At 42.2% G+C, this 25,740-nt stretch carries 23 protein-coding genes, 1 tRNA gene and 1 pseudogene; 20 read left to right on the top strand and 5 right to left on the bottom strand.

The features are described from left to right. Positions 1-66: 66 nt before the first annotated feature. Positions 67-855 carry an NAD(+) synthase gene (gene nadE, locus OQ279_RS07555; protein WP_266069258.1) on the bottom strand — a complete coding sequence of 263 codons (789 nt, stop codon included), beginning with the start codon at positions 853-855 and terminating at the stop codon, positions 67-69. Positions 856-958: 103 nt separating this feature from the next. Between nadE and gldB the strand changes: the two genes are divergently transcribed. After that, a complete protein-coding gene (gldB, locus tag OQ279_RS07550) occupies positions 959-1,918 on the top strand; it encodes a gliding motility lipoprotein GldB (protein ID WP_266069256.1) in 960 nt (319 codons plus the stop codon). Next, positions 1,918-2,253, top strand: a complete 336-nt coding sequence (gldC, locus tag OQ279_RS07545) for a gliding motility protein GldC (protein WP_266069255.1) — start codon at positions 1,918-1,920, stop codon at positions 2,251-2,253. Before gldB ends, gldC begins: the two co-directional genes overlap by 1 nt. 1,103 nt (positions 2,254-3,356) lie before the next feature. Here the strand turns inward: gldC and OQ279_RS07540 are convergent. The 3 genes from OQ279_RS07540 to OQ279_RS07530 form a co-directional block, all read right to left on the bottom strand. Then, on the bottom strand, positions 3,357-3,695 hold the full coding sequence (locus tag OQ279_RS07540; RefSeq protein WP_266069254.1) for a hypothetical protein: 339 nt from the start codon (positions 3,693-3,695) through the stop codon (positions 3,357-3,359). Between the two features lie 257 nt (positions 3,696-3,952). Continuing rightward, positions 3,953-4,555: a ribosome biogenesis GTP-binding protein YihA/YsxC gene (gene yihA, locus OQ279_RS07535; RefSeq protein ID WP_266069253.1), complete on the bottom strand. Its 603-nt coding sequence runs from the start codon at positions 4,553-4,555 to the stop codon at positions 3,953-3,955. A 9-nt stretch (positions 4,556-4,564) separates the two neighbouring features. After that, entirely contained in the window at positions 4,565-5,329 is a 765-nt protein-coding gene (locus OQ279_RS07530) for an alpha/beta fold hydrolase (protein WP_266069252.1), read from the bottom strand. A gap of 286 nt (positions 5,330-5,615) precedes the next feature. Here OQ279_RS07530 and mraZ point away from each other — a divergent pair, with 286 nt between their 5' ends. The 13 genes from mraZ (at position 5,616) to ftsZ (ending at position 21,185) form a co-directional block, all read left to right on the top strand. Further along, on the top strand, positions 5,616-6,089 hold the full coding sequence (gene mraZ / locus OQ279_RS07525; RefSeq protein WP_266069251.1) for a division/cell wall cluster transcriptional repressor MraZ: 474 nt from the start codon (positions 5,616-5,618) through the stop codon (positions 6,087-6,089). Beyond that, the gene (rsmH, locus tag OQ279_RS07520) at positions 6,076-6,978 is read left to right on the top strand and encodes a 16S rRNA (cytosine(1402)-N(4))-methyltransferase RsmH (RefSeq protein WP_266069250.1); all 903 of its coding nucleotides are present in this window, start codon (positions 6,076-6,078) and stop codon (positions 6,976-6,978) included. The genes mraZ and rsmH overlap by 14 nt, the downstream gene beginning before the upstream one ends. After that, a complete protein-coding gene (locus OQ279_RS07515; protein ID WP_266069249.1) occupies positions 6,975-7,292 on the top strand; it encodes an FtsL-like putative cell division protein in 318 nt (105 codons plus the stop codon). The genes rsmH and OQ279_RS07515 overlap by 4 nt, the downstream gene beginning before the upstream one ends. After that, the gene (locus OQ279_RS07510) at positions 7,292-9,298 is read left to right on the top strand and encodes a PASTA domain-containing penicillin-binding protein (RefSeq protein ID WP_266069248.1); all 2,007 of its coding nucleotides are present in this window, start codon (positions 7,292-7,294) and stop codon (positions 9,296-9,298) included. The genes OQ279_RS07515 and OQ279_RS07510 overlap by 1 nt, the downstream gene beginning before the upstream one ends. Next, positions 9,295-10,758, top strand: a complete 1,464-nt coding sequence (locus tag OQ279_RS07505; protein ID WP_266069247.1) for a UDP-N-acetylmuramoyl-L-alanyl-D-glutamate--2,6-diaminopimelate ligase — start codon at positions 9,295-9,297, stop codon at positions 10,756-10,758. The genes OQ279_RS07510 and OQ279_RS07505 overlap by 4 nt, the downstream gene beginning before the upstream one ends. Positions 10,759-10,785: 27 nt before the next feature. Next, positions 10,786-12,027: a phospho-N-acetylmuramoyl-pentapeptide-transferase gene (mraY, locus tag OQ279_RS07500; RefSeq protein WP_266069246.1), complete on the top strand. Its 1,242-nt coding sequence runs from the start codon at positions 10,786-10,788 to the stop codon at positions 12,025-12,027. Beyond that, positions 12,027-13,388 (top strand): UDP-N-acetylmuramoyl-L-alanine--D-glutamate ligase, encoded by a 1,362-nt coding sequence (gene murD, locus OQ279_RS07495; RefSeq protein ID WP_266069245.1) that lies wholly within the window; start codon positions 12,027-12,029, stop codon positions 13,386-13,388. Before mraY ends, murD begins: the two co-directional genes overlap by 1 nt. Before the next feature lie 25 nt (positions 13,389-13,413). Further along, positions 13,414-14,622 carry an FtsW/RodA/SpoVE family cell cycle protein gene (locus OQ279_RS07490; RefSeq protein ID WP_266069244.1) on the top strand — a complete coding sequence of 403 codons (1,209 nt, stop codon included), beginning with the start codon at positions 13,414-13,416 and terminating at the stop codon, positions 14,620-14,622. Beyond that, the gene (murG, locus tag OQ279_RS07485) at positions 14,619-15,722 is read left to right on the top strand and encodes an undecaprenyldiphospho-muramoylpentapeptide beta-N-acetylglucosaminyltransferase (RefSeq protein ID WP_266069243.1); all 1,104 of its coding nucleotides are present in this window, start codon (positions 14,619-14,621) and stop codon (positions 15,720-15,722) included. The genes OQ279_RS07490 and murG overlap by 4 nt, the downstream gene beginning before the upstream one ends. Continuing rightward, entirely contained in the window at positions 15,723-17,078 is a 1,356-nt protein-coding gene (gene murC, locus OQ279_RS07480) for a UDP-N-acetylmuramate--L-alanine ligase (protein ID WP_266069242.1), read from the top strand. Continuing rightward, on the top strand, positions 17,065-17,784 hold the full coding sequence (locus OQ279_RS07475) for a cell division protein FtsQ/DivIB (RefSeq protein WP_266069241.1): 720 nt from the start codon (positions 17,065-17,067) through the stop codon (positions 17,782-17,784). The genes murC and OQ279_RS07475 overlap by 14 nt, the downstream gene beginning before the upstream one ends. Before the next feature lie 3 nt (positions 17,785-17,787). Further along, positions 17,788-19,131: a cell division protein FtsA gene (ftsA, locus tag OQ279_RS07470; protein ID WP_266069240.1), complete on the top strand. Its 1,344-nt coding sequence runs from the start codon at positions 17,788-17,790 to the stop codon at positions 19,129-19,131. A gap of 62 nt (positions 19,132-19,193) precedes the next feature. Then, on the top strand, positions 19,194-21,185 hold the full coding sequence (gene ftsZ, locus OQ279_RS07465; protein ID WP_266069239.1) for a cell division protein FtsZ: 1,992 nt from the start codon (positions 19,194-19,196) through the stop codon (positions 21,183-21,185). A gap of 152 nt (positions 21,186-21,337) precedes the next feature. Here the strand turns inward: ftsZ and OQ279_RS07460 are convergent. After that, a pseudogene (locus OQ279_RS07460) lies at positions 21,338-21,493 on the bottom strand (hypothetical protein); the annotation flags it as partial. Positions 21,494-21,601: 108 nt separating this feature from the next. Here OQ279_RS07460 and OQ279_RS07455 point away from each other — a divergent pair. The 5 genes from OQ279_RS07455 to OQ279_RS07435 all read left to right on the top strand — a co-directional run bounded on the left by OQ279_RS07455 (position 21,602) and on the right by OQ279_RS07435 (position 25,735). Continuing rightward, positions 21,602-22,054, top strand: coding sequence for a GatB/YqeY domain-containing protein (locus OQ279_RS07455; protein WP_266069238.1), 453 nt, complete (start codon positions 21,602-21,604; stop codon positions 22,052-22,054). 146 nt (positions 22,055-22,200) lie between these two features. After that, positions 22,201-22,274: transfer RNA gene (locus OQ279_RS07450), tRNA-Arg, on the top strand. 676 nt (positions 22,275-22,950) lie between these two features. Beyond that, positions 22,951-24,348 carry a hypothetical protein gene (locus tag OQ279_RS07445; RefSeq protein WP_266069237.1) on the top strand — a complete coding sequence of 466 codons (1,398 nt, stop codon included), beginning with the start codon at positions 22,951-22,953 and terminating at the stop codon, positions 24,346-24,348. A gap of 81 nt (positions 24,349-24,429) precedes the next feature. Beyond that, positions 24,430-24,948 (top strand): hypothetical protein, encoded by a 519-nt coding sequence (locus tag OQ279_RS07440; RefSeq protein ID WP_266069236.1) that lies wholly within the window; start codon positions 24,430-24,432, stop codon positions 24,946-24,948. Positions 24,949-24,979: 31 nt separating this feature from the next. Further along, positions 24,980-25,735 carry a CsgE family curli-type amyloid fiber assembly protein gene (locus OQ279_RS07435; RefSeq protein WP_266069235.1) on the top strand — a complete coding sequence of 252 codons (756 nt, stop codon included), beginning with the start codon at positions 24,980-24,982 and terminating at the stop codon, positions 25,733-25,735. Positions 25,736-25,740: the final 5 nt, after the last annotated feature.

The raw sequence follows: 25,740 nt of genomic DNA, 5'->3' as shown, positions 1-25,740 counted from the left end.
AGTCAGGGGGAGAATGAAATTTACTGCCTTATTTACTCGAAAAATAATTTTTTCGATAAACTGCAATTATTTCAGGTCAAGAGGAATGGTGCATACCGGGATAGGTTCCATTTTGTGTTTATTGGCATTATGCCTGGACTTATAGATGCGAAAAACTTCCTGCTGGCGTCCCGTGAAATCGGCTTCGGTCTTACCTTTTTCAGCTTCTTTCATAGCCCATTCGAGTTCGTCGTAGCTGGCACCAATCTGGTCTTCATCGCTTCTGCTGTCTCCAAAAAGTCCGTCGGTGGGTGCCGCGATCACAATGCTGTCTATCACATCCAGTTCTCTGGCAATTTCGTAGACTTCACTTTTCATAAGATCGGCAATGGGAGATAGGTCTACGCCGCCGTCACCGTATTTGGTGAAGAATCCCACGCCAAAATCTTCAACCTTATTGCCCGTTCCTGCTACCAGGTAGTTGTGCAAACCTGCGAAGTAATAAAGGCTGGTCATGCGTAGTCTTGCCCGCACGTTGGCCATAGAAAGATGTAACTTTGGGCTTTCTTCTGCCTGGGGTACAGATTGTGAAAATACATCAAAGGTTTGGGTAAGGTCTACCTGTACATCGGTTACGTTGGCAAATTGCTTTTTCAAATTGGCAATATGTTCCTGTGCTCTGGTCACCTGGTCTTGCGACTGGTGGATAGGAAGCTCTACGCACAGCGTTCTCAATCCCGTTTTTGCGCAAAGTGTAGAAACCACTGCCGAATCTACCCCGCCACTTATTCCAACAACAAAACCATTCATCTTTGCCTGAGAAGCATATTCTTTTAACCAGTTTACAATATGGTCAATTACCTGTTTAGTTTTCATAAGTGTTGGTCAGTTTCTTTTGGAGGTATATCTTTGTTAACAAATATAGTTGTTCAGTTAATTATCTGGAAATAGCTTGCGTTAAACCATTCTTAATTTGCCTATGTTCAAAAAAATCCTTTTTTACTGCCTGTTTGCCAGCCTTTTATCTTGCGCCGAAAACGACAGTAAGGAGAAGGAAATTACGGCTATTCCCATTGATCTTGAGCTGAAAAGATTCGATCAGCGCTTTGCAAATGCAACGGCTGACAGTCTTCCGGCACTCAAAAAGGAATTTTCATTCCTTTTTCCGCGACAGTATCCCGACATTCTTTGGGTGCAAAAAATGGAGGACACCATACAACTGGAGCTCAATGAAGCCGTGGCTACACAATTCCCCGATCTCAGGGAGACAGAAGATGAACTGGAGCAGCTTTTTCAGCATATAAAATACTATTTCCCGCAGCGCAACATTCCGAAGGTAATTACCCTCACTTCTGATGTTGACTATCGCAACCAGGTGGTGTGGGCAGATTCCTTGCTGCTGGTAGCGCTTGATACTTACCTGGGGATGGATCACCCGCTGTACACAGGGGTGCAGGATTACATAAAAAAGGAGATGCAGAAAGATCAAATTGCTGTTGATGCGGCCGGGGCTTTTGCTCAAACCGTAGTGCCGGGGCCGTCTTCACGCAGTTTTCTTGCGCACATGGTTTACTACGGAAAAATGCTCTACCTGAAAGATATTTTATTGCCGTTTAAAACCGATGCTGAAAAAATGACCTATCTGCCTGAAGAATTCTCGTGGGCCCAGGCGAATGAAGACCAGATATGGAGGTATTTTGTAGAACGGGAACTGCTGTATTCGTCAGATTCCGATCTGCAGACCCGATTCTTGTACCCCGCACCTTTCTCAAAATTCTTCCTGGAACTCGATGCTGAGGCACCGCCCAGGTTGGGACAATTTTTAGGCTGGCAAATAGTGCAACAATTCATGGAAAAAAAAGACGTTTCTGTTAAGGAGATGATAGAAACAGATGCCGAAACAATATTCAAAAAATCAAAATACAAACCCCGAAAGTAATGGCTATAGCAAAAAAATCAAACATCAATATTAAAGTATCTCTAGACGAAAACCGCGTACCCGAAGAACTCCATTGGAGTGCCGAAGATGGGGGAGTAGAAAACAAAGAGGCCAAGGCCATGCTGCTTTCTATGTGGGATGCCGAACAAAAAGAGACGCTAAAAATCGACCTGTGGACCAAAGATATGCCGCTTGACGATATGAAGATGTTCTTTCACCAGACTATGGTTACTATGAGCGACACCTTCTACAGGGCTACACAAGATGAAAAAATGCGCGATACCATGAAAGACTTCTGCGATTTCTTCGCTGAAAAAATGGAAATTAAGAAGTGATTTTTAGTGATCAGTAATCAGTTTTTAGGAATCAAGTAGGCAGTAATCAGAATTTTTGAAAAGAGATCATCTGTGCATCTGCCGCTGAAAAATTTCCCTTCAAAAGTGACATTTTCAGAACATTATTCAGAAAATGGTTTTTACAGTTTGGTCTTAGCATTTCAGAAGGGACGAGTATTTGAAAAAAAATCATCTGTGCATCTGTGGCAATTTCTCAATTATCAATGAGCAATTAACAATCAGCAATAAAGAGAAAAAGTATTGGGACAGAGTGAAAAGGAAACTGATAAAAACTATTCGTGAATTAGTGGCAGAAAAGTCACCCTTCAAAAAGGCATTTTCAGAACCTTTTTCAGAAAATCACTAAGACGTTTGGGTGAGATCAGAGTAAGCGGGTTCTTCAGAAGAAATTATTCGTGCATTCGTGGCCGAAAAGTCACCCTTCAAAAATGACATTTTCAGAACCTTTTTCAGGAAGAATGGGCTAATAAGTTTTGTTGAGCATTTCAGAGTAAGCGGGTTCTTCAGAAGGAATTATTCGTCTATTCGTGGCCGAAAAGTCACCCTTCAAAAATGGTATTTTCAGAACCCTTTTCAGAAAAAACAGATTAATACTTTTGGTCGGGTAGATCAGAGTAAGCGGGTTCTTCAGAAGAAATTATTCGTGCATTCGTGGCAGAAAAGTCACCCTTCAAAAATGCCATTTTCAGAACCTTTTTCAGAAAAAACAGAATAATACTTTTGGTCGGGTAGATCAGAGTAAGCAGGTTCTTCAGAAGAAATTATTCGTGCATCTGTGGCAGAAAAGTCACCCTTCAAAAAGGCATTTTCAGAACCTTTTTCAGAAAAAACAGACTAAAACTTTTGATCGGGTAGATCAGAGTAATCAGGTTGTTCAGAAGAGATCATTTGTGCATTCGTGGCCGAAAAGTCACCCTTCAGAAATGCCATTTTCAGAACCCTTTTCAGAAAAAACAGAGTAATACTTTTGGTCGGGTAGATCAGAGTAAGCAGGTTGTTCAGAAGAAATTATTCGTGCATTCGTGGCCGAAAAGTCACCCTTCAAAAATGACATTTTCAGAACCCTTTTCAGAAAAAACAGACTAACACTTTTGATCGGGTAGATCAGAGTAAACAGGTTGTTCAGAAGAAATTATTCGTGCATTCGTGGCCGAAAAGTCACCCTTCAAAAAGGGCAGTTTCAGAACATTATTCGGAAAATGGTCCTTACAGTTTGGTCTTAGCATTTGAGAAGGAGCGAGAATAAGAAAAGAAATTATCTGTGCATCTGTGGCTAAATTCTTTCCAAAAGTGACACTTTCAGAACCCTTTTCAGAAAAAACAGAATAATACTTTTGGTCGGGTAGATCAGAGTAAGCAGGTTTTTCATAAGAAATTATTCGTGAATTCGTGGCAGAAAAGTCACCCTTTAAAAATGCCATTTTCAGAACCGTTTCAGAAAAAACAGACTAATACTTTTGGTCGGGTAGATCAGAGTAAACAGGTTGTTCAGAAGAAATTATTCGTGCATTCGTGGCCGAAAAGTCACCCTCCAAAAATGCCATTTTCAGAACTCTTTTCAGAAAAAACAGACTAAAACTTTTGATCGGGTAGATCAGAGTAAGCAGGTTTTTCAGAAGAAATTATTCGTGCATTCGTGGCTGAAAAGTCACCCTTTAAAAAGGGCACTTTTGAGTACCTATTTCTGAAGATTGTCGTTGATGTTCTGGATGTATCCCAAAACTTCTTCGCTTCCCAGTCCATTTGCCGAGGAGGTCACGAAATACTGCGGCATTTCTTCCCACACCTGCAGCATTTCTTCCTGGTAATTTTGAATGTTGCGCTCCAGGGCTTTGGGTTTTAATTTATCGGCTTTGGTAAAGATGATGCAGAAGGGGATTTGGTGCTCGCCCAGCCAGGTCATGAACTCCATGTCTATAGCCTGTGGTTTATGGCGACTGTCTATGAGTACAAAAGCGCAAAGCATTTGCTCGCGTTTCTCAAAATACTGCGTGATAAACTTCTGAAAGGTCTTTTTAGCCGTTTTTGATACGCGGGCATATCCATAACCGGGTAAATCTACCAGAAACCAGCTCTGGTTGATCAGGAAATGGTTGATAAGCTGGGTTTTTCCCGGCCTGCCTGATGTCTTTGCGAGATCTTTTCTATTGGTTAAAGCATTGATGAGGGAAGATTTCCCAACATTACTGCGGCCAATAAAAGCATATTCGGGCAGCTTAGTTTCCGGACATTTGGAAACATCGGAATTGCTGATCACAAATTCGGCCGATTTGATCTTCATAAGGTAGTTTTAGTATTTTCGGGTAGTGAACCACCTAAAGAGGATCTCGTTGAAGGCATCGGGATGTTCCATCATGGCTGCATGGCCACATTTTTCTATCCAGTAAAGGTCTGAATCGGGTAGCAGGCGATGAAAATCTTCAGCGACTTCGGGAGGAGTAACATTGTCATTGCGGCCCCAAATAATGCAGGTTGGAGTTTGCATTTTTGGAAGGTCTTTAGACATGTTATGGCGAATGGCACTCTTGGCAATGGCCAAGGTTTTGATCAATTTATTACGGTCGTTTACCGTTTCAAAAACGTCATCAACAATTTCTTTTGTTGCTACTTTTGGATCGTAAAAAACATTTTCGGCTTTTTTCCTGATGTACTCGTAATCTCCCCTTTTTGGGTAGCTTTCGCCCATTGCGCTCTCGTAGAGGCCAGAACTCCCGGTAATTACCAGTGCTTTTATAGATTCAGGATAAAGTTTGGTACAAAGTAATGCGATATGCCCGCCAAGGGAATTTCCCAAAAGAACGACTTGAGAATAATTCTTGTGATCGATAAATTCCTTCAGGTACTTGGCAAAGGTTGCAACACTCGTCTTTAAGAGGGATAATTCGTACAGGGGTAACTTCAGCAGAATAACTTTATATCCCTGTTTCGGGAAAAAATCAAGGACACCTTCAAAGTTGCTCAACCCTCCCATTAAACCGTGGAGAATTATAATTGGTGTTCCTTCACCTTCCTCCACATAACTAAATTTTCCTTCTTCCCTTAGATTATTTTCCATTGATGCCTTTGCTGTTAGCTTCGCAAATATAATGATTTCCCTACAAGTATATCGATTTTGCAGAAGCTGCCATAATTTTCAATGGTCCAATTTTCACATTTTTCCCGGTTAACCCCTAAAAAAAATCAAAAATTTTTTAACAAATTCTTCATACAACTAAAACTGCTTCAAGTAGTTGGTTTAACAGGTGCTTAAGTGGGCAGAAGGGGAAAATTTATCAACAATGTGGTAAAAAGTGGTAAAATGTGGTTTAAAATTCAATATATTTGAATCATAAACTGGAGGAGTGGTAAATCTCATTGGTACATACGAATGCAAAGTAGATGCGAAGGGCCGTTTGATGGTCCCTGCGCCTATGAAAAAGCAGCTTGTACCTATCATTCAGGACGGTTTTGTGCTTAAACGTTCCCTTTTTGGAAACTGTTTGGAGCTTTATCCCATGCAACGCTGGACCGAGGTAATGCAGGAGGTAGGGAAGCTTAACAGGTTCGTCAAAGAGAATATGGATTTTATAAGAAAATTTACGGCAGGTGTTAAAATTGTAGAAGTGGATACCAACGGGCGGCTTCTCATTCCAAAAGACCTTATTCGCATTGCGGGGATCAATAAAGAAGTGGTGATCACTTCTCCAATTGATACTATAGAAATTTGGGATAAGGACGAGTATGAGAAGGCTATAGATACGCCGCCTGAAGAATTTGCGGAACTCGCCGAACGTGTAATGGGTAATAAAAGTGTAGAAGGAAATGGCTTATCATAATCCTGTATTGCTTAAGGAGAGTGTAGATGGTTTGAATATTCAGCCTTCGGGAGTTTATGTAGACGTTACTTTTGGTGGCGGCGGACATTCCCGCGAGATCCTTAAAAGATTGGGTCCGCAGGGAAAGCTTTTTGCTTTTGATCAGGATCAGGATGCTTTGGCGAATAAGATTGAAGACGAAAGATTTACGCTTATCAACGAGAACTTCAGGTTTATAAAGCGGTTTCTGCGATTCTATAATGTGAAGAAAGTAGATGGTATTCTGGGGGATTTTGGAGTTTCCTCTCATCAGTTTGACGTAGCCGAACGCGGATTTTCTACGCGCTTTGAGTCAAATCTCGATATGAGAATGAACCAGAACAGTACGCTTAGTGCCTTTGATGTGGTTAATAACTATGAAGAAAAGGAGCTGCAGGCAGTGCTCTTTAATTATGGAGAATTAAGAAGTGCGCCAAAAATAGCCCGTACAATAATCTCTGCCCGTAAGGAGGGGGAGATCGTAACCAGTGAAAGATTGAAAGAGATATTGCATCCTTTTTTGCCTGTGGGGCGCGAGCATAAAGTGCTGGCCCAGGTTTACCAGGCTATAAGGATAGAGGTGAACCAGGAGATAGAGGTGCTTAAAGAATTTTTGCTTCAAACAGAGACTTTGCTGAATCCCGGAGGAAGGTTGAGTCTTATAAGTTACCATTCTTTGGAAGACAGGCTGGTAAAAAGATACATAAGAAGCGGCATGTTTGAAGGGGAGCCGGAAAAAGATTTCTACGGAAATATTTCAGTTCCGTTTCAAAAAGTGGGAAAAATGATAGTGCCTTCTTCCGAAGAAATTAAGGAGAACAACAGGGCGCGAAGTGCAAGATTGAGAATAGCTGAAAGAATAGCGGAATGAAAGAGAGCTTATATAACATCCTGAAAGGGAAATTTCTTATTAGTAACGACGCCTTTAATAATTGGCGTTTTATACTTTTTTGTACCGTGCTGGCCATTTTTATGATTGGCAGCTCTCACAGTGCAGAGCAAAAAGTACACGAGATCGCTAGGCTTAATGATGAGGTGCTGGAGTTGAGAACAGCTTTTCTTGACGGCAGGTCTAACCTCATGAAGCTTAAAATGGAATCAACAATTACAGGGAGAATGGCGCAAAAGGGAATTAAACCTTCCGATGTGCCGCCTACTAAGATTATAGTTAAAGAAAAAGAGTAATGGCGACTACCGAGAAGCACATACTTTACCGCATCTATGTTGTGGCAGGTTTTATGTTCCTGCTCGCTGTTGCTGTGGGATTTAAGCTTCTCAATATACAAATCGTTGAGGGGGATAATTACCGGAAGATGGCCGAACAGCGCACTTACCGGAATTTTGTTATTCCTGCAAACCGCGGTAATCTCTATGATGTAAACGGCAATTTACTGGCTACGTCTATTCCCAAGTACGACATTAGGTTTGATGCGGTTACTGTTTCAGATAAGAACTTTCAGGAGAATGTAGGTCCCCTGGCCGAAGAATTAGCTAAAATGTTTGGGGAATCTTCTTCGCGCTGGGCGAGAAAACTGCGTTCGGCAAGGGCTAATAAACACCGGTATTTGCTTATTGCACGCAACCTTGGGTATTCAGAATATATTAAGGTAAAGAATTTCCCCATGTTTAAACTGGGTTCAAACCGGGGAGGAATTATTGTGGAACAGAGAACAGTGCGGGAGCATCCTTTAGGGAAAATGGCCGAACGTACTGTGGGCTATGAACGGCAGGACGACAGCGGGTACTACACTCGTGTAGGTCTTGAAGGTGCTTTTGGACCCTACCTTAGAGGTAAGGAAGGCAGACGCCTTAAGCAGCGTATCGCAAAAGGCCAGTGGAAGCCTATAAGCGACAATAATGAAGTGGAACCAAAAGATGGTTATGACCTTATTTCTACCATAGATGTTAAAATTCAGGATATCGCTCATCACGCTTTACTGAAGCAGCTCGAAAAATATGAAGCCGATCATGGTTCTGTAGTGGTAATGGAAACCGAAACCGGCGAGATCAAAGCTATTTCAAACCTGGGGCGTACTTCCAAAGGCAGTTATTTTGAGAAGCTGAACTACGCAGTAGGGGAAGCTCATGAGCCAGGCTCTACCTTTAAGCTGATGTCTATGATCGTGGCTTTGGAAGATAAGGTGATTGATACCAGCACCGTGGTAGATACAGAGAAGGGGCAGATGATTATTTACCGAAGAAGAGTACGTGATTCCAAACACGGGGGTTACGGGAAAATTTCGGCAGGGAAGGCCTTTGAGGTTTCTTCTAATGTGGGGATCGTGAAACTTATTTATGAAAATTATAAAGACCAGCCCGGGAAGTTTGTAGACAAACTAAAAGCAATGCATCTTGATGAAGGTCTTGGCCTTGCAATTAAAGGTGAAGGTACCCCTTATATCCCTACACCCGGAGACAAGACCTGGAGTGGTTTATCCCTGCCATGGATGGCTTATGGATATGGAAGTATACAAATCACCCCACTACAAACCCTCACTTTTTACAATGCCATAGCTAACGGTGGTGAAATGGTGAAGCCACGCTTTATTAAAGAAGTAAAGGAGTGGGATAAAACCATTGAGAAGTTTGAGAAGAAGGTGATAGACCCTCAAATATGCAGCCCCGAAACAGTGGCTAAAGTAACCGATTTGCTTAAAAATGTGGTGGAAAGAGGTACCGGAAAGAGTCTTTACGATCCTAATTTTTCTATGGCAGGTAAAACGGGAACTGCACAAACAGAGTACTGGAAAGAAGGCTGGGCGCAAGATCCGCAGTATATTTCATCATTTGTCGGGTTCTTTCCGGTAGAAAATCCGAAGTATTCGTGCATTGTGGTGATTCATAAGCCTAACAATAAAACCGGGTACTACGGAGCCGATGTTAGCGGACCTGTTTTTAAAAGGATTGCCCAAAAGATCTTTACTGATACGCCCGTGCTCGATGAGTTTGAAACGCTGGAGGTGGTTGATCCTGCTATTGAGAAGAATTACGAAAAGTATTTTGCCACCGCCAGGAACTCGGGGAAAGTAATGCCCGATCTAAGAGGAATGCCCGCCATGGATGCGGTTTCTCTTTTGGAGAACCTGGGGGTGAAATTTGAATTATCCGGAAACGGAGAGGTGAGTCAGCAATCGGTTAAACCCGGAACAAGCATTGCTGAAGGCCTCACCATAAAATTAAAATTGAGTTGATTTATTTAAAAGACATATTATACAGGGTTTCTCTTGAGGCAGTGGTTGGGAACACCAACATTGCTGTAAACGACATTCATTTTGATTCCCGAAAAGTGGGTTTCAATGATGTTTTTGTGGCAATACGCGGAACGCAAACCGATGGACATGCCTATGTAGAGAAAGCAGTAGAGCAAGGAGCGCTGGCTGTGATTTGTGAAGAAATGCCAGAGAACGTGATCAACGGGATTACTTATGTGAAGGTTAAGAATTCTCAGGAAGCCCTTGCGTTTATGGCCGATAATTTCTACGGGAATCCATCAGAAAACCTGAAGCTTGTGGGGGTTACCGGTACTAACGGAAAGACTACTGTTGCTTCTCTCCTGTACCAATTGTTCACAAAAGCAGGGTTCAAAGTTGGATTGCTTTCTACAGTAAATGTCATGGTGGGAGAAGAGAAATTTCCTGCTACCCATACTACCCCAGATTCCCTAACCATCAATTCATATCTGCAAAAGATGAATGAGGCCGGTGTGGAGTTCTGTTTTATGGAAGTAAGTTCTCATGGCATCGCACAACACCGTACTACCGGTTTGAAGTTTGCCGGTGGGATTTTTACAAACCTCACCCACGAGCATCTCGATTACCACAAGACTTTTGCCGAATACAGGGATGTCAAAAAGGCCTTTTTTGACCAGCTTCCTGCTTCAGCCTTTGCTTTGACCAATGGAGATGATAAGAATGGAAGGGTGATGCTTCAGAATACAAAAGCGAAGAAATATACTTATGCCCTAAAGTCTGTGGCCGATTATAAGGCTCAAATCCTTGAAAATGGTTTCGGCGGAATGCTGCTGAAGATCAATGAGCAGGAGGTTTGGACCAAATTGATTGGAAACTTCAATGCCTATAATATTCTTGCTATTTACGCAGCTTCAGAATTACTTGGATTAACCACCCTCGAAAGCCTGAAGTACATCAGTGAGCTCAATGCAGTTAGCGGTCGTTTTCAGTATCATATTTCCGAAGGGAAGATCACTGCTATTGTAGATTACGCTCATACGCCCGATGCCTTGCAGAATGTGCTTGACACCATTAACAGCATCAGGACAAAAAATGAAGAATTGATTACTGTTGTGGGCTGCGGCGGAGATCGTGACCGCTCAAAAAGGCCAAAAATGGGGCATATTGCCTCGGCATTGAGTACGAAAGTGGTTTTTACGAGCGACAATCCGCGTACCGAAGACCCTGATAAGATTATCGAAGAAGTGGAGGCAGGAGTAGAGCCGCAGCACTTTAAAAAAGTAATGTCTGTCACCAACAGGTTACAGGCCATAAAGACAGCTTGCCAGCTGGCAAACAGGAATGACATCATTTTAATTGCCGGGAAGGGTCATGAAACCTACCAGGAGATCAATGGCGTGAGGAAAGATTTTGATGATTTCAAGATTGTAAGTGAATATTTAAACGAGTTAAAAAAATAATTTCTCCAGGAGAAGAAGCAAAAGAATATGTTATATCATCTGTTCGAATATCTTGAAGATGCCTATACCTTTCCCGGGGAGAGACTTTACCAGTATATCTCCTTTAGATCGGCTGTGGCCATAATTCTGTCTTTAGGGATATCGACCATATACGGAAAAAGGATCATCAATTTCCTTCAGAAGAAACAGATAGGCGAGAGCGTAAGGGACCTTGGGCTGGCAGGTCAAAGCCAGAAAGCCGGTACGCCAACTATGGGTGGGATCATCATCATTATTTCCACGCTCATACCTGTGCTGCTGGTGGCCAAGCTGGACAATATTTACGTTATCCTTTTAATTGTAACTACCCTCTGGATGGGTACCATTGGGTTTCTGGATGATTATATAAAGACCTTCCGTAAAGACAAAGCGGGGCTAAAAGGTATATTTAAGGTAGTAGGCCAGGTAGGGCTTGGTGTGATAGTAGGTGCGACCATTTACTTTCATCCCGATATTACCATAAATGAAAATCCGCAGTTGCCTGGAAATACAGAGGCGGTAGAACTGATCTCTTCAGCTGAAAATCCTGTCACTACTTCTGTGGAAGAAAAATCGACCAAGACCACTATTCCGTTCGTAAAGAACAACGAGTTTGATTACGCCAGCCTAATTACCTGGATTAATCCTGAATACGCTAAATACGCCTGGTTGATCTTTATCCCAATTGTGATTTTCATTGTAACGGCCGTATCAAACGGTGCCAATCTCACTGATGGGATTGACGGACTTGCAGCAGGAACTTCGGCCATTATTGTTCTCGCCCTGGGAATTTTTGCATGGGTTTCGGGGAACATTATTTTTTCCGATTATCTTAACGTGATGTACATTCCCAGAACAGGGGAAATGACAATATATATTTCGGCTTTTGCAGGAGCATTGGTAGGGTTTCTTTGGTATAATACTTTTCCGGCCCAGGTCTTTATGGGAGATACGGGAAGTTTGACCATTGGAGGGATTATCGCAGTTATAGCCCTGGCCACAAGAAAAGAACTACTTATTCCTATACTTTGCGGGGTGTTTTTAATTGAAAACCTCTCGGTAGTAATGCAGGTGGGATGGTTTAAATATACCCGAAAGAAGTACGGCGAAGGCAGGAGGATCTTCCTCATGTCACCTTTGCATCATCACTTTCAAAAAGCCGGATTTCATGAAAGTAAAATTGTTGTGAGGTTCTGGATCATTGGGATCTTCCTGGCGATTGTCACCATTGTAACCCTAAAAATTAGATAATGTCTAAAGGAGCTAAAAACATAGAACGAAATCTTCTGGTCATTCTGGGCGCAGGCGAGAGCGGTGTGGGTACGGCAATCCTGGGCAAGAAGGAGGGTTTCCAGATATTTGTTTCAGATAAAGGGAAGATTAAAGACAACTTTAAAGCCCAGCTAGACGAACATGAGATTGAATGGGAAGAAGAGCAGCATTCCGAAGAAAAGATATTTGAAGCTCATTTAGTAATGAAAAGTCCGGGGATACCTGACGATGCCCCCCTCGTCAGCCGGCTTAGAGGAAAAGGAATTCCCGTAATTTCTGAAATTGAATTTGCCTACACCTATACCAGCGCAGTTTTGGTGGGAATTACAGGAAGTAATGGCAAAACCACAACTACAAAACTCACCCACCATCTTTTAAAGAATGGCGGTCTTAATGTAGGAATGGCAGGTAACGTTGGGAAGAGTTTTGCCAAACAGGTGGCCGAAACCGATGCCGATCACTACGTGCTTGAACTAAGCAGCTTTCAGCTTGACGGGATTGAAGATTTTAAACCGCACATAGCGGTATTAACCAATATAACACCAGATCATCTGGACCGTTACCGGCATGACTTTAACCAGTACATAGCCAGTAAATTCAGAATTGTAAAGAATCAGACAGAAAAAGACTATTTCATCTATGACGCAGACGATCCTGTGATCATGAAGTGGCTCCAGGAAAACCCGATACTATCTCAAAAATTGCCTTTTTCCCTTCGGGAGGAACTGGAAAAAGGAGCTTTTATTAAAGATGAACAACTTATTATTCGTACAGATAATTCAGAAATGACCATGTCAACATCCAAATTAACCATAGAGGGAAAACATAATGCCAAGAATGCGATGGCAGCAGCAACAGTTGCGCAATTACTACGCATTAGAAAAGAGACCATAAGACAGAGCATGGAGAGTTTTCAAGGGGTAGAACACCGGCTTGAAAAAGTGCTTAAAATAAATAGTGTACAATATATTAACGATTCTAAAGCTACTAACGTAAACGCTACTTACTACGCGCTTGAGAGTATGGAATCTGAAACTATCTGGATTGTTGGAGGTGTAGATAAAGGCAATGAATATGCCGAGCTGTTGCCTTTGGTCAATGAGAAAGTTAAAGCTATTGTATGCCTGGGGATCAATAACGAACCCATAATTAATGCATTTGGGAACTGTGTTGACACTATTCTGGAAACCAGGTCTATGGAAGATGCTGTACAGCAGGCATACAAATTGGCAGAAAAAGGAGATGCGGTACTGCTTTCACCGGCCTGTGCAAGTTTTGATCTATTTGAAAACTATGAAGACAGGGGAAGACAATTTAAAGAAGCCGTTAGGAATTTATAAAAACTAAAGTGTCAAAAAGGGGATAATGACAGGATTTTTTTCAAGGGTAAAAGGAGATAAAACTATCTGGGCTGCGGCTGCACTGCTGGCGATTTTTTCGTTTCTGCCGGTGTACAGTGCAAGTAGCAACCTAGCTTACCTTTACGGTGACGGCAGCACGCTGCCTTACCTGGTGAGCCATTTTATCCATTTATTCCTTGGGTTTGTCATTATGTTCTTTGTGCACAAAGTGCCTTACCACTATTTTGTAGGCCTCTCAATCATTACGCTTCCGCTCTTGATTCTCTTGTTACTGTTCACAGTATCACAGGGAGTGGTAATAGACGGTGCCAACGCCAGCCGGTGGATCAATATTCCTATTCTTAATAAGACCTTTCAGCCTTCTACGCTGGCCTCGGTAGTATTGTTGACCTACGTGGCCAAGTATATGGCAAGAGTCAAGGATAAGACATATACTTTCAAGCAGACCATTCTTCCGCTTTGGTTGCCCGTGGCTGTGGTGATGGGGCTCATTTTGCCCGCCAACTTTTCCACAACCGCTATACTATTTCTCATGGTGCTGCTGGTCACCTTTATTGGAGGGTATCCGTGGAAGTACCTTTTGGGCATCATAGGCGTGGGGGTTGTTATGCTGGGTATCTTTATTTTAACTGCCAAGGCTTTTCCCGGGCTGTTCCCCAACCGGGTAGATACCTGGATAAGCCGGGTGGAAAGTTTTACTAATGATGAGGTCACTGAAGCCGATTATCAAATAGAAAGGGCCAAAATAGCTATTGCCAGCGGCGGAGTGACCGGACAGGGGATAGGAAAAAGCGTACAACGAAATTTTCTTCCGCAGTCATCTTCAGACTTTATTTACGCCATTATTGTTGAGGAAATGGGATTGATTGGGGGCATTGGGGTCATGTTTGCTTATTTGCTGCTCTTTTTTAGAATAATTATTGTGGCTACAAAAGCCAATACGGTATTTGGGAAATTACTGGTAATAGGGGTAGGCCTGCCCATAGTTTTTCAGGCGCTGGTCAATATGGCCGTTGCCGTAGAATTATTTCCAGTGACGGGGCAAACCCTGCCGCTTATAAGTAGCGGGGGTTCTTCTATCTGGATGACCTGCCTTGCCCTTGGGATGGTGTTGAGTGTAAGCGCCAAGCGGGAAGAGGAGCTGGAACAAATAGAACAGGAAACCAAAGCGGATGAAGACAATCCGTTGGAAATATTAAGTGAGGCAATATGAAAAATCAATTGAGAGTGATCATATCGGGTGGCGGAACGGGAGGACATATATTTCCGGCAATTTCTATTGCCAATGAACTCAGGTTGCGATACCCTTCCTGTGAGATCCTTTTTGTTGGGGCACAGGATAAAATGGAAATGCAAAAAGTACCCGAGGCCGGTTATGAAATCGAGGGTCTTTGGATAAGCGGTTTACAGCGACGTATTACCGCCAAAAACCTGCTATTCCCGGTGAAACTTGTAAAGAGCCTGTGGAGGTCTCGAGATATTATTAAAAAGTTTAAACCTAATGTGGTTATTGGAACTGGCGGTTTTGCCAGTGGCCCTTTACTGCAAATGGCAAATAGGGAGAATATCCCCACCTTGATACAGGAGCAGAATTCCTATCCGGGGATCACCAATAAACTTCTCGCAAAAGGAGCCAATACTATTTGCACCGCATATCCAGATATGGGCAGGTTTTTTCCTGAAGAAAAGATCGTGCTTACTGGGAATCCTGTACGCCAGGATTTGCTGAAGGTTGACCAAAAGAGAAAAGAGGCTCAGGATTTCTTCGGAATTGATCCCTCAAGGAAGACGGTGCTCGTTTTGGGAGGAAGCCTTGGTGCAAGAAAGATAAATCAACTGGTAGAAGACAACCTGAAGGAATTTGAAAAACACAACCTACAGGTATTGTGGCAAACCGGAACTTTATATTTTGAAGATTACAGCAAATATGCAGAGCTCGAAAACATCCAGACTTTTGCCTTTTTAAAGAGGATGGACCTGGCCTATGCTGCGGCAGATGTGATCATCTCACGCGCAGGTGCCGGTACGGTGTCTGAGCTGTGTATTGTTGGAAAACCGGTGGTCTTTATTCCGTCACCAAACGTGGCCGAAGACCATCAGACAAAGAACGCTATGGCAGTAGCCGAAAAAGATGCTGCAGTGATCCTTTCTGAAAGTCACCTGGAACAGGGATTCAGGTCGATCTTCTTTCCATTGGTGCAATCTGATGAAAAGATGCGGAATCTCGGGAAGAACATCAAGAAGCTGGAAAAGCCGAATGCAACTGCAAATATTGTAAATGAAGTTGAAAAATTATTGACAACCTGGCCATAAATGGGACATTACGATAACATACAAAACATCTATTTTATAGGCATCGGCGGGATCGGGATGAGTGCTCTTGCCCGGTATTTTAGTGCCCGGGGTAAAAATGTTTCAGGGTTTGATAAAACTGAAACTCAGCTTACCCGCGAACTTCAAAAAGAGGGTATAGAGGTAATCACTTCCCCTAAAGTAGAAGATCTTCCAGATGCCATTTTAGAAGATAAACAATCGCTTATCGTTTATACACCGGCAATTCCGCTAGATCATGCGCAATATCTGCACTTCGCAGCCGATGGTTATACCATGGAGAAACGCGCTGCTGTACTGGGGAACCTCACAAAAGGGCATTTTACCCTTGCTGTTGCCGGAACTCATGGAAAAACCACTACCAGCAGTATGCTGGCCCATTTGCTCAAGGTAACAGGCAGCTCAATAACGGCATTTTTGGGAGGTATAGCCGAGAATTATCACTCTAACCTCATTTTGGACGGAGACAGGGCCATGGTAGTGGAAGCCGACGAGTTTGACAGGTCATTTTTGAAGCTTGCCCCCAATATTGCGGCAATTACCTCAATGGATGCCGACCATCTTGACATTTATGGGGAAGATTCTCAAATAAAAGAGTCTTTTAATGCCTTTGCAGCCCTGGTACCTAAAGACGGGAAGCTGTTTTACGCTAACGGGCTGCCTCTAAAAGGAACATCTGTAGGCGTAAATGACGATGCAGATATAGCTGCCGTGAACATAGGTGTCAAAAATGGCAGTTATCACTTCGATTTAAGAACAAAAGAAAAAACCTACACAGGCTTTGAATTGAGCCTTCCGGGGAAACATAATTTACAGAATGCAGTTACAGCTTTGGCTATGGCAATGGAATACGGTGCCCCCCCCGAGTTCCTTGCCACAGCTTTGGCTTCTTTTAAAGGCGTGCAACGGCGTTTTTCGTACCGAATTAAACGTACTGACCTGGTATTGATTGATGATTATGCCCATCACCCGGCAGAGATCGCTGCAGTACACCAGGCGGTGCAGGAAATGCATCCGGGGAAACGTGTTTTGGCAGTATTTCAGCCACACCTCTTCAGCCGTACAAGAGACTTTGCTGAAGGCTTTGCAGACAGCCTAAATCTCTTTGATGAGCTGCTGCTGATGGATATTTATCCGGCGAGGGAAAAGCCAATTGATGGAATTTCTTCAGAATGGCTTCTGAAAATGATCAAAAATGACAAAAAAGAGCTGGTTCAAAAGGAAGATCTTTCCGAAGTAATTAAAGCTAAAAAAGCTGAGGTAGTGGTGCTTATGGGAGCCGGTGATATAGGGGAAGAAGTAGAGAAAATACGTAAAGAACTGAGTGGTGAAAATTAATTGGAATTACATAAAAACATTCTTGCTCATTGGCGTAGTGTTCTTTTTATTTGCATTCGCCGAAAAGCGCAATCACGCGCGGGTTCTTTCCGAAGTTAATCTGCATTTTACGAACAGCGAAAATCTGTATCTCACTGAAGAAGCGGTTAATAAATTGTTAATACAAAATGAGGTGAGACCCAGAAGTATAGGTAAAGAAACTTTAGATTTGAGTAGGGTCGAAACTTTACTGGAATCGCATGATATGGTTGAGAATGCTGAAGTGTTCCTCACTGTTGACGGAAAGATGGGGGCAGAGATCACCCAGAGGCAGCCTTTGGCCAGAGTAATGGCTAGTGCGCCGTTCTACCTGGACAGGCAGGGGTTGATGATGCCACTGTCACAGTACCATTCGGCAAGGGTGCCCCTGGTGACCGGGGTGAAGGAGGAGCAGCTGGAAGAATTGCATCCGCTTATGGCCTTTATAAATGCCGATGAGTTTCTTACCCAACACGTGACGGGTATTAACCGCCAGCCAAACGGGAAGTACGAGATACATTTAAGGCGGCTTGATTTTGAGGTGGTTTTTGGCGAAGTGAAAGACATTGAATTGAAGTTTAAAAATTTTAAAGCTTTTTATCAAAAGGCACTTAAGGATAAAAAGCTTGACGCATATAAAAAAGTGGATCTACAATTTGGTAATCAGGTTGTATGCACTAAAAAGTAAGGTATGGAACAGAACGACATCGCAGTAGGATTAGACATTGGTACTACTAAGATTGTAGCCATGATAGGCCGTAAGAATGATTACGGTAAAATGGAGATCATTGGTATAGGCAAGGCAAAAAGCCTTGGGGTTCATCGTGGAGTTGTAAATAACATTACCCAAACTATACAATCTATACAGCAGGCCATACAGGAGGCAGAGGCCGATAGCGGCATGAAGATAAAAGATGTGGTGGTGGGCATTGCCGGCCAGCATATTCGCAGTTTACAACACAGCGATTATATTACGCGCCCTAACCCCGATGAAGTGATAGACGCTTCGGATATTGAAACTTTATGTAACCAGGTGCACAAGCTGGTTATGCTTCCGGGAGAAGAGATTATTCACGTGCTTCCGCAGGAATTTAAAGTTGACGGGCAGGCAGAGATCAAGGAACCTATTGGAATGTATGGCGGAAGGCTGGAAGCTAACTTTCATGTAGTAGTTGGCCAGGTATCGTCGATAAGGAACGTGGGCAGGTGTGTGAAAAGTTCGGGACTGGAGCTTTCGGCAGTTACTTTAGAACCGTTGGCATCTGCAAATGCTGTTTTAAGTCAGGAAGAAAAAGAAGCCGGTGTGGCTTTAGTCGATATAGGAGGTGGAACTACAGATTTAGCCATCTTTAAAGACGGAATAATCAGGCATACCGCTGTAATCCCTTTTGGTGGCGGAGTTATTACTGAAGATATCAAAGAAGGTTGCTCTATCATTGAAAAGCAGGCAGAGCTGCTGAAAGTGAAATTTGGTTCGGCCTGGCCGGGTGAAAATAAAGATAACGAGATTGTTTCTATCCCTGGCCTGAGAGGCAGGGAACCAAAAGAGATTACTTTAAAGAACCTTTCTAAGATCATTCATGCACGGGTTGTGGAAATCATTGAACAGGTTTACCTGGAGATCAAGAACTACGGTCACGAAGAGCAGAAGAAAAAACTTATCGCCGGGATTGTACTAACCGGAGGCGGTGCCCAGTTAAAGCATATAAAACAGCTGGTAGAGTACATTACCGGGATGGACACGAGAATAGGTTATCCAAACGAGCACCTGGCAGGAGATAGTGACAGCGAGACTACAAGTCCTGTTTTTGCCACTGCAGTTGGGTTGGTATTGAACAGCCTCGAGATTAACAGCAGGCACCATGTAAACGAAGAAGACGAGCAGGAAGAAGTAGCCTCTGGAGCTACGCCTACAGCAGTGCCGCAAGAGGAGCCAGAAGAGCGGGAAGAGCCGGTTACCATAAGCCAGCCCCGCAGAACAATATTTGAAAAATGGTTTGAAAAATTCAAGGATTTTTTAGACAACGCCGAGTAGATCGGCGAGGAAATAACTATGAAAAAGAATAAAAGAAGTAGAAAACCAGTAAAAAAGAATTTATGAGCAGCACAGAATTCGGAAACATCACATTCGATCTCCCCAAGAATCAATCGAACGTCATAAAAGTTATTGGTGTAGGTGGAGGCGGTAGCAACGCGATAAACCACATGTTTCAGCAGGGAATAAAAGGGGTTGATTTTGTCATTTGTAATACAGATGCACAGGCTCTTGAAAATAGCCCTGTTCCAAACAAGATCCAGTTGGGAGTAAGAGAAACAGAAGGCCTTGGTGCAGGTGCCGATCCTGAAGTCGGTCGCAAAGCAGCAGAGGAAAGTTTTGACGAGATAAGAGCCCTTTTGGATACCAACACAAAAATGGTATTTATCACGGCAGGAATGGGCGGTGGTACAGGAACAGGTGCTGCGCCAATCATTGCCAAACAGGCAAAAGATATGGGGATACTTACGGTGGGGATCGTAACCAGTCCTTTTTTGTTTGAAGGAAAGACCAGAAACGAGCAGGCACAACTGGGAGTAGAAAACCTGCGAAGTCATGTTGACTCGTTGATCGTGATCAACAATAATAAACTAAGGGAAGTATATGGAAATCTCGGATTCAAAGCAGGATTCTCTAAGGCCGATGAAGTCTTGGCCACAGCTTCTCGAGGAATAGCCGAAGTAATTACGCATCACTATACCCAAAACATTGACTTGCGGGATGCTAAGACCGTTCTTAGCAATAGTGGAACTGCCATTATGGGATCTGCACAGGCTTCAGGTGGAAACCGTGCCCAGGATGCTATTTCAAAGGCGTTAGATTCACCGCTGCTTAACGATAATAAAATTACAGGTGCCAAAAATGTGCTGCTGCTTATCATTTCCGGTTCCGAAGAAATTACTATTGATGAAATTGGGGAGATTTCAGATCATATTCAGGCAGAAGCCGGGCACAGTGCCAACATCATCATGGGGGTTGGTGAAGATGAAAATCTTGATGATGCAATTTCTGTAACTATCATTGCTACGGGTTTCGACATTGAGCAACAAAATGATATTGTAAATACCGAAACCAAGAAGATCATTCACACTCTTGAAGATGAGCAAAGGGCAGAGCACGAGCTTTCTCCAAAGAAAACATCTTCGGTTTACGACGGGCCTGCACCGGCGCCAGAAGAAGAAAATAAGATAGTTCACACCCTATCACTAGAAGATGAAGATATAGATGGAGAGCCCGAAACTAACCATCCTTCAAATGCTGTAAGGGATATGCATGTGGAGTACGAAGAAGTTCAGCCTGAAGAAGCACCTGAATTTATTATTACTGACAGCGTAAGGGATGTAGAGGTTTCGGAACCTGAGGTTGTTGAGCCAGAGCCGCAGGAGCAACAGTTTATGTTTACTTTTGACATGCCTAAGAACAATGCTTCAGAAGAAAGAAATGAGCCTAAGGCGCAACAGGAACAACCTACACCAGGAGAGCATAAAGAACCTGCAAAGGAACAACGTATAATTCATACGCTTTCTGAAGATACTGAAGCAAAAAATTCTGTAAAGAAGGAAAGTGCGATACAGGCAAAGACTGAAAATGGGGTGACCCGATATTCGCTACAGGATTACATGCAGGTGGAAGAAATGCTGAAGAGCTCTCAGCCTGTGCAGAAGAGCAGGCCCCAGCCACAACCTGAGCCAAAACTTAAGAGTCAGTCAGCACCGGTGCAGCCTCCTGTTTCAAAAGGAAATCCTGCACCCGAAGAAAATAAGGAGACGCCAGAAGATGACGTAGATCCTTTTAATATTCCTATCAATGAGAATTTGATAAAAAGATCGGCCGAGAGAAGAGCCAAGATGAAGGAGTTCAATTATAAGTTCAGGAATAACGTAAGTAAGGTTGACGAGTATGAAAGACAACCTGCATACAAAAGACAGGGTATAGACCTTGACCACACCGAGCCCGGAGAGGGAAAGTTGTCGCGCACTACTTTGGGAAGCGGCAATGATGATGAATTGAGGTTTAGGACAAATAATTCTTTTTTACATGACAATGTAGATTAAGAAATTCCCTTAATAAATGAGAACCCGAAGCGGCAATACCAGCTTCGGGTTTTTTATTTGCTGCAAGTTGATTTTTGGTTTTGATGTGTGCTCTTTAACCTGCCAATTTATACAGGCAGGAATGAAAGTGAGAATGACAAGCTCATTCCTAATTATTCCTGCACAGTTTCGCCCACAAGCACACCTGACACATTCCAGTGGCTAAAGCCCGAACCCTCTACGGGCCCCTGATCAATGATGACCTGGAGCGTATGGGAGCCTTTTTTTAAATCCTCAAGTGGAATAATATAAGGAGAGGTTAGAGTGGCAGGACAAAAACCAAGGGCTTATACAGAACGAAAGGTTTTTTTATTTCAGAAGAGTTTGCACTGCCCGATTTCCTTATCTTCGCATAACGAATAAAAAATCCAAATACAATGAGTTTACAGGACAAGGTCATGGCCGAAATGAAAGATGCCATGCGAGCAAAAGACAGCAATAAACTAGAAGCTTTAAGAGCGGTTAAAAGTGCTATTTTACTTGCTCGCACAGATGCTTCGGGCAAAGATGGATTGAGTGAAGATGAAGAATTAAAGCTCTTACAGCGCCTCGTAAAACAGCGCAAGGAAAGTGCGGCTATATATAAGGAGCAGGGAAGGGAAGATCTAGCTCAACCCGAATTGGACCAGGCGGCTGTTATAGAAGGTTTCCTTCCGGAACAAATGAGTGAACAGGAAATTGAGGTAGAGGTGGATAAGATCATATCTGAATCTGGTGCCAATGGCATGCAGGATATGGGTAAAGTAATGGGAATGGCTTCAAAAGAACTTGCAGGAAGGGCCGATGGTAAAACCATATCGGCAATAGTAAAGAAGAAGCTGGCAAATTAGAAGGGAGATTTTAGAATTACAAAGTCAGAAGTATGCGATTATATACCTTTCAAAAATTGCATTTTTGACACCTTTAATTCAGATGGAAAGAGCGTAAATTTCTTGTTACAGTTTAAAGAATTTATGTAAATTGCGCCTTCTTAAAAGGCCCCGTGGCGCAACTGAATAGCGCATCAGATTTCGGCTCTGAGGGTTGGGGGTTTGAATCCCTCCGGGGTCACTTTTAAATATGGTAAAAGCCTGTAGATGAATTTCTACAGGCTTTTTTGTTTTATCTCACATCTTACAGATTCTATAGATCAAATTTAGAGATGTCTATTTTTAGTTGAAAGTCATATTATACTGATAAACAATTGTTTATGTTTTTAATAGTTCTTTTTGATATGACTTCTTAAAAATTAGGAATTAACGTTCTTCTTCTCACGGTTGAAGAATGAGAAAATTCACTTTGGTATGATTGATAACGGAGGAATTTTTGAATAAAAGTGTGGAAATCAGCATCTTTTTGTGGAATAAGATATTAATAACCATACATATTTGTAAGTTTTTTCCTCATAACAAATTACGATTTTCTCTTTAACACAAATTTAACTTTTTAAGAAATTCTTGGGAGAATGGTTGTTTTGAATTAAAACTACCTAGAAGTAGGTATTGTAGTTCATCGATTCGTCGATCAGACTGTTGGCAGGGAATTCATTTTAAGTAAATTAGCATAGTGAAAGAGATAAAGATTAAAAAAATCTACCCTACTACTTCTTTCAGGTGAATTCAATTTTTGAGTTCCAATTATTCCCCCTTTTATTATTAGATGCTGTATTGATGGTGCCGAAAATGTCTTTGCCCCAAACAAGGATGTGTAAACTAAACTAAATTTTTAACCTTAAATTATTTTTATTATGAAAAAAGTTATGTTAAGCGCAGCAGCGCTAATGATTGGGGCAATTGGATTTGCTCAGGTACCAGGGGCAAACAATGCCACACCTGTAGCCAATCAAAACCCCGGAGGAGCGCCATTGGCAAACACTACAGAAACAGATCAGTATGGCAATGATCAACGTTTGGAAGTGACTCAGGTGGGAGTGTTGAATTCATCTAAAGTTTTTCAAGCAGACGCGGCAGGTCCCGATAACAACGAAGCCCGCATTACACAAGAGGGGCCTAATATTCCTACATGGTGGGGCCCTTATAGTATGGCTGTCAATAATGAGGCAGAAATTAATCAACAGGGCTGGAACAATGAATCCTCCATTAATCAAAAAGGTTTAATGAATGACGCACGTACAGAGCAGGGTACTCAGGGCATTTCCAGTGCTAGAAATAAAATTTTAGTACAGCAAGGTGTTAACAATCCAGTGTCTGATATATCCACACAAAATTACGCTTATGGAGTGCAGAATGGTTTTTACAACCAGTCTTTAATTCAGCAAAATGATGATAATAATGACGCCTGGACAAATCAAACTGGAAACTTCAATAAGGTTCAGGTAAAACAGTCTTCTGATCCAGATCCTGGAGATGCAAATGAAGGTCAACTTGCCAGAGCTATTCAACAGGGAGATGCAAACAGAGGTTTAATTGTGCAGGATGGAGAAGGTGCTCGTAACGAGGCTTATTTAAATCAGTTTGGAGATCAAAATAAGTCTTTCCAATATCAGTTTGCAACTTCAGATGATGCCGGAGAAGGTAATACTGCAACAGTTAACCAGGGATACTACTCTTATGATGCTGAGGCTTACCAGTCTCAGGTAGGTGAAGAGAATACCGCTACTATGAACCAATATGGTGGTAACAATTCTGCTTCAAACCATGGGGAACAAATTCAATTAGGTGATGGTAACACAGCTACAATGACTCAAAACTATTATGGTCTTGGTTCTGGGCAAGATGATAATTATGCTAGACAATATCAGGAAGGTGATGATAACTCTGCAAGCTTAAATCAGACAGGAGAAGGAAATAAATCTCTTCAAGTTCAGGATGGTAACGACAACTATGTATGGTCTCTACAAAATGGTAACGACAATAAATTAAACACTCACCAAATAGGCAGTGATAACTACGCCATTACTGCACAATGGGGAAATGATAACTCAGGGCTGGTAGTACAATATGATGGTCAAAGTGCTAATATGTTCCAGTCAGGTTCTGGAAACTCTGCCAACATATTTCAGGCAGGACCATGGGGTGGAGCTTTAATAGGTTGTGGTTTTGATAATCCAATGGATATTCCAAACCCAACTCCTGTGCCAGACATAACTATCAGTGATCCTTGTGCAACAGGAAACTGTAACTAATAATTGTGTTTTATTTGTAAACAGAAGGAAAAACATTCCTTCTGTTTACTTTTTTAATAAAATTTTGATAAATTTATTATTATGAGAGTTCATGTTTTTATAAAAATGATTTTGTCCTGCTTTCTGCTGTCTATGAGCTCTGGAGTTTTAGCGCAGACTTACATTAATGAAGAAGAAGTCGATCAGAAGGTACTGGAGGCCAATTTGAATGGTTTGATAGGCGGGATATCTATAATCCAACCCAACTTCAATACTGTACAGGGAAATGCTGTGGCTTTGAAGCAAATTGGGGAGTATAATCAAGCTGAGATTCGAACTCAAACAACTTCAAGTGAAATTACACTAACTCAGAATGGCAGGTATAATTATACTAAACTTGATTATATAGCTAATACAGCTATAGCTAAGCTTCTTCAGGAAGGTGATAATAATCAAATTAGGGATTATGTGAACGATGCAGGAACAAATATCTCACTTGAACTTGAGCAAAGGGGTGACGACAAGGTTTTTGAGAGAAATGGGGCTAACGATCTTACTCAATCCTTAAAGTTCATACAAACCGATGCCACGCCTTCGCTAATAATTAGAAGCTATAATTAATATGAGAATTAGGAAAACAAATATTGTAAAGATGTTTATAGTGTCTGTGGCACTTCTTCTTTCCGGTAGTTGTTTTTCGCAGTTTTACAATAAAGAGATTGTAGCTAAAATTAAAGTAGAAGACAGAGGTGAATTTTTAAATTTTAGTGCAACTGCCGAGAATGTGACTCCTGCGGGTCATAATTTAAGGTATGATTTCACGCTCTTCAAAAAGGATGGGGCTGGAAACGTTACGAAATCCAACCAGGGAAACCGCTTCTATTTAGAGCCAAATCAAAAAGTTATTCTTTCCTCAACACAAGTCAACAGGAGTGATGAAGGGGGAATTATTATTCTTCTTATGATTTACGATCAGGATGATAAACCAGTTGGGAAAGACAGGCTGGAGTTTAAAATAACAGAAGAATCTATTCAGGAGATAAAGGAACAGGAAAAGCAGGTAATAGCGCTTCCAAAAGATCAGGCCAAACCACAGGACGGAGTAATTATTAACGGCCTTGTGATAGAAAATACAATTACTAAGGCAGGACGCGACTTTTACCGTTATTTTTATTCAGAATACTATAATCGGGAAATTGTGAGTCCCCAGAATATTGAAATTGAAGAAGTGCCGGGAAGGGGTAGAATGACGCGTATTTCTGTGAATGTGGGAGATCAACTTGTGATGCGGTTCTTTGCCCAACCTAAAAAAGAATACCTCAAGCAAATGGCCAACGTAACACTGGCTCGTGTATTAGCTCAAATACAGAGACTGGAACAGCAGGCCAATAATTTTAAACACTATTAAATTTG

Source organism: Salinimicrobium profundisediminis (genome assembly GCF_026241755.1).
GTDB lineage: Bacteria > Bacteroidota > Bacteroidia > Flavobacteriales > Flavobacteriaceae > Salinimicrobium > Salinimicrobium profundisediminis.
This window is presented reverse-complemented; position numbering and strand designations above follow the sequence as displayed.

Coding starts and splice junctions, on each gene's coding strand:
- murC (WP_266069242.1), top strand. CDS start 15,723: ATGGGACATTACGATAACATACAAAACATCTATTTTATAGGCATCGGC.
- yihA (WP_266069253.1), bottom strand. CDS start 4,555: ATGAAGATCAAATCGGCCGAATTTGTGATCAGCAATTCCGATGTTTCC.
- OQ279_RS07515 (WP_266069249.1), top strand. CDS start 6,975: ATGAAAGAGAGCTTATATAACATCCTGAAAGGGAAATTTCTTATTAGT.
- OQ279_RS07440 (WP_266069236.1), top strand. CDS start 24,430: ATGAGAGTTCATGTTTTTATAAAAATGATTTTGTCCTGCTTTCTGCTG.
- gldC (WP_266069255.1), top strand. CDS start 1,918: ATGGCTATAGCAAAAAAATCAAACATCAATATTAAAGTATCTCTAGAC.
- murG (WP_266069243.1), top strand. CDS start 14,619: ATGAAAAATCAATTGAGAGTGATCATATCGGGTGGCGGAACGGGAGGA.
- mraY (WP_266069246.1), top strand. CDS start 10,786: ATGTTATATCATCTGTTCGAATATCTTGAAGATGCCTATACCTTTCCC.
- nadE (WP_266069258.1), bottom strand. CDS start 855: ATGAAAACTAAACAGGTAATTGACCATATTGTAAACTGGTTAAAAGAA.
- OQ279_RS07490 (WP_266069244.1), top strand. CDS start 13,414: ATGACAGGATTTTTTTCAAGGGTAAAAGGAGATAAAACTATCTGGGCT.
- OQ279_RS07530 (WP_266069252.1), bottom strand. CDS start 5,329: ATGGAAAATAATCTAAGGGAAGAAGGAAAATTTAGTTATGTGGAGGAA.
- ftsZ (WP_266069239.1), top strand. CDS start 19,194: ATGAGCAGCACAGAATTCGGAAACATCACATTCGATCTCCCCAAGAAT.
- ftsA (WP_266069240.1), top strand. CDS start 17,788: ATGGAACAGAACGACATCGCAGTAGGATTAGACATTGGTACTACTAAG.
- OQ279_RS07435 (WP_266069235.1), top strand. CDS start 24,980: ATGTTTATAGTGTCTGTGGCACTTCTTCTTTCCGGTAGTTGTTTTTCG.
- OQ279_RS07455 (WP_266069238.1), top strand. CDS start 21,602: ATGAGTTTACAGGACAAGGTCATGGCCGAAATGAAAGATGCCATGCGA.
- gldB (WP_266069256.1), top strand. CDS start 959: ATGTTCAAAAAAATCCTTTTTTACTGCCTGTTTGCCAGCCTTTTATCT.
- rsmH (WP_266069250.1), top strand. CDS start 6,076: ATGGCTTATCATAATCCTGTATTGCTTAAGGAGAGTGTAGATGGTTTG.
- OQ279_RS07510 (WP_266069248.1), top strand. CDS start 7,292: ATGGCGACTACCGAGAAGCACATACTTTACCGCATCTATGTTGTGGCA.
- murD (WP_266069245.1), top strand. CDS start 12,027: ATGTCTAAAGGAGCTAAAAACATAGAACGAAATCTTCTGGTCATTCTG.
- OQ279_RS07445 (WP_266069237.1), top strand. CDS start 22,951: ATGAAAAAAGTTATGTTAAGCGCAGCAGCGCTAATGATTGGGGCAATT.
- OQ279_RS07540 (WP_266069254.1), bottom strand. CDS start 3,695: ATGGCATTTTTAAAGGGTGACTTTTCTGCCACGAATTCACGAATAATT.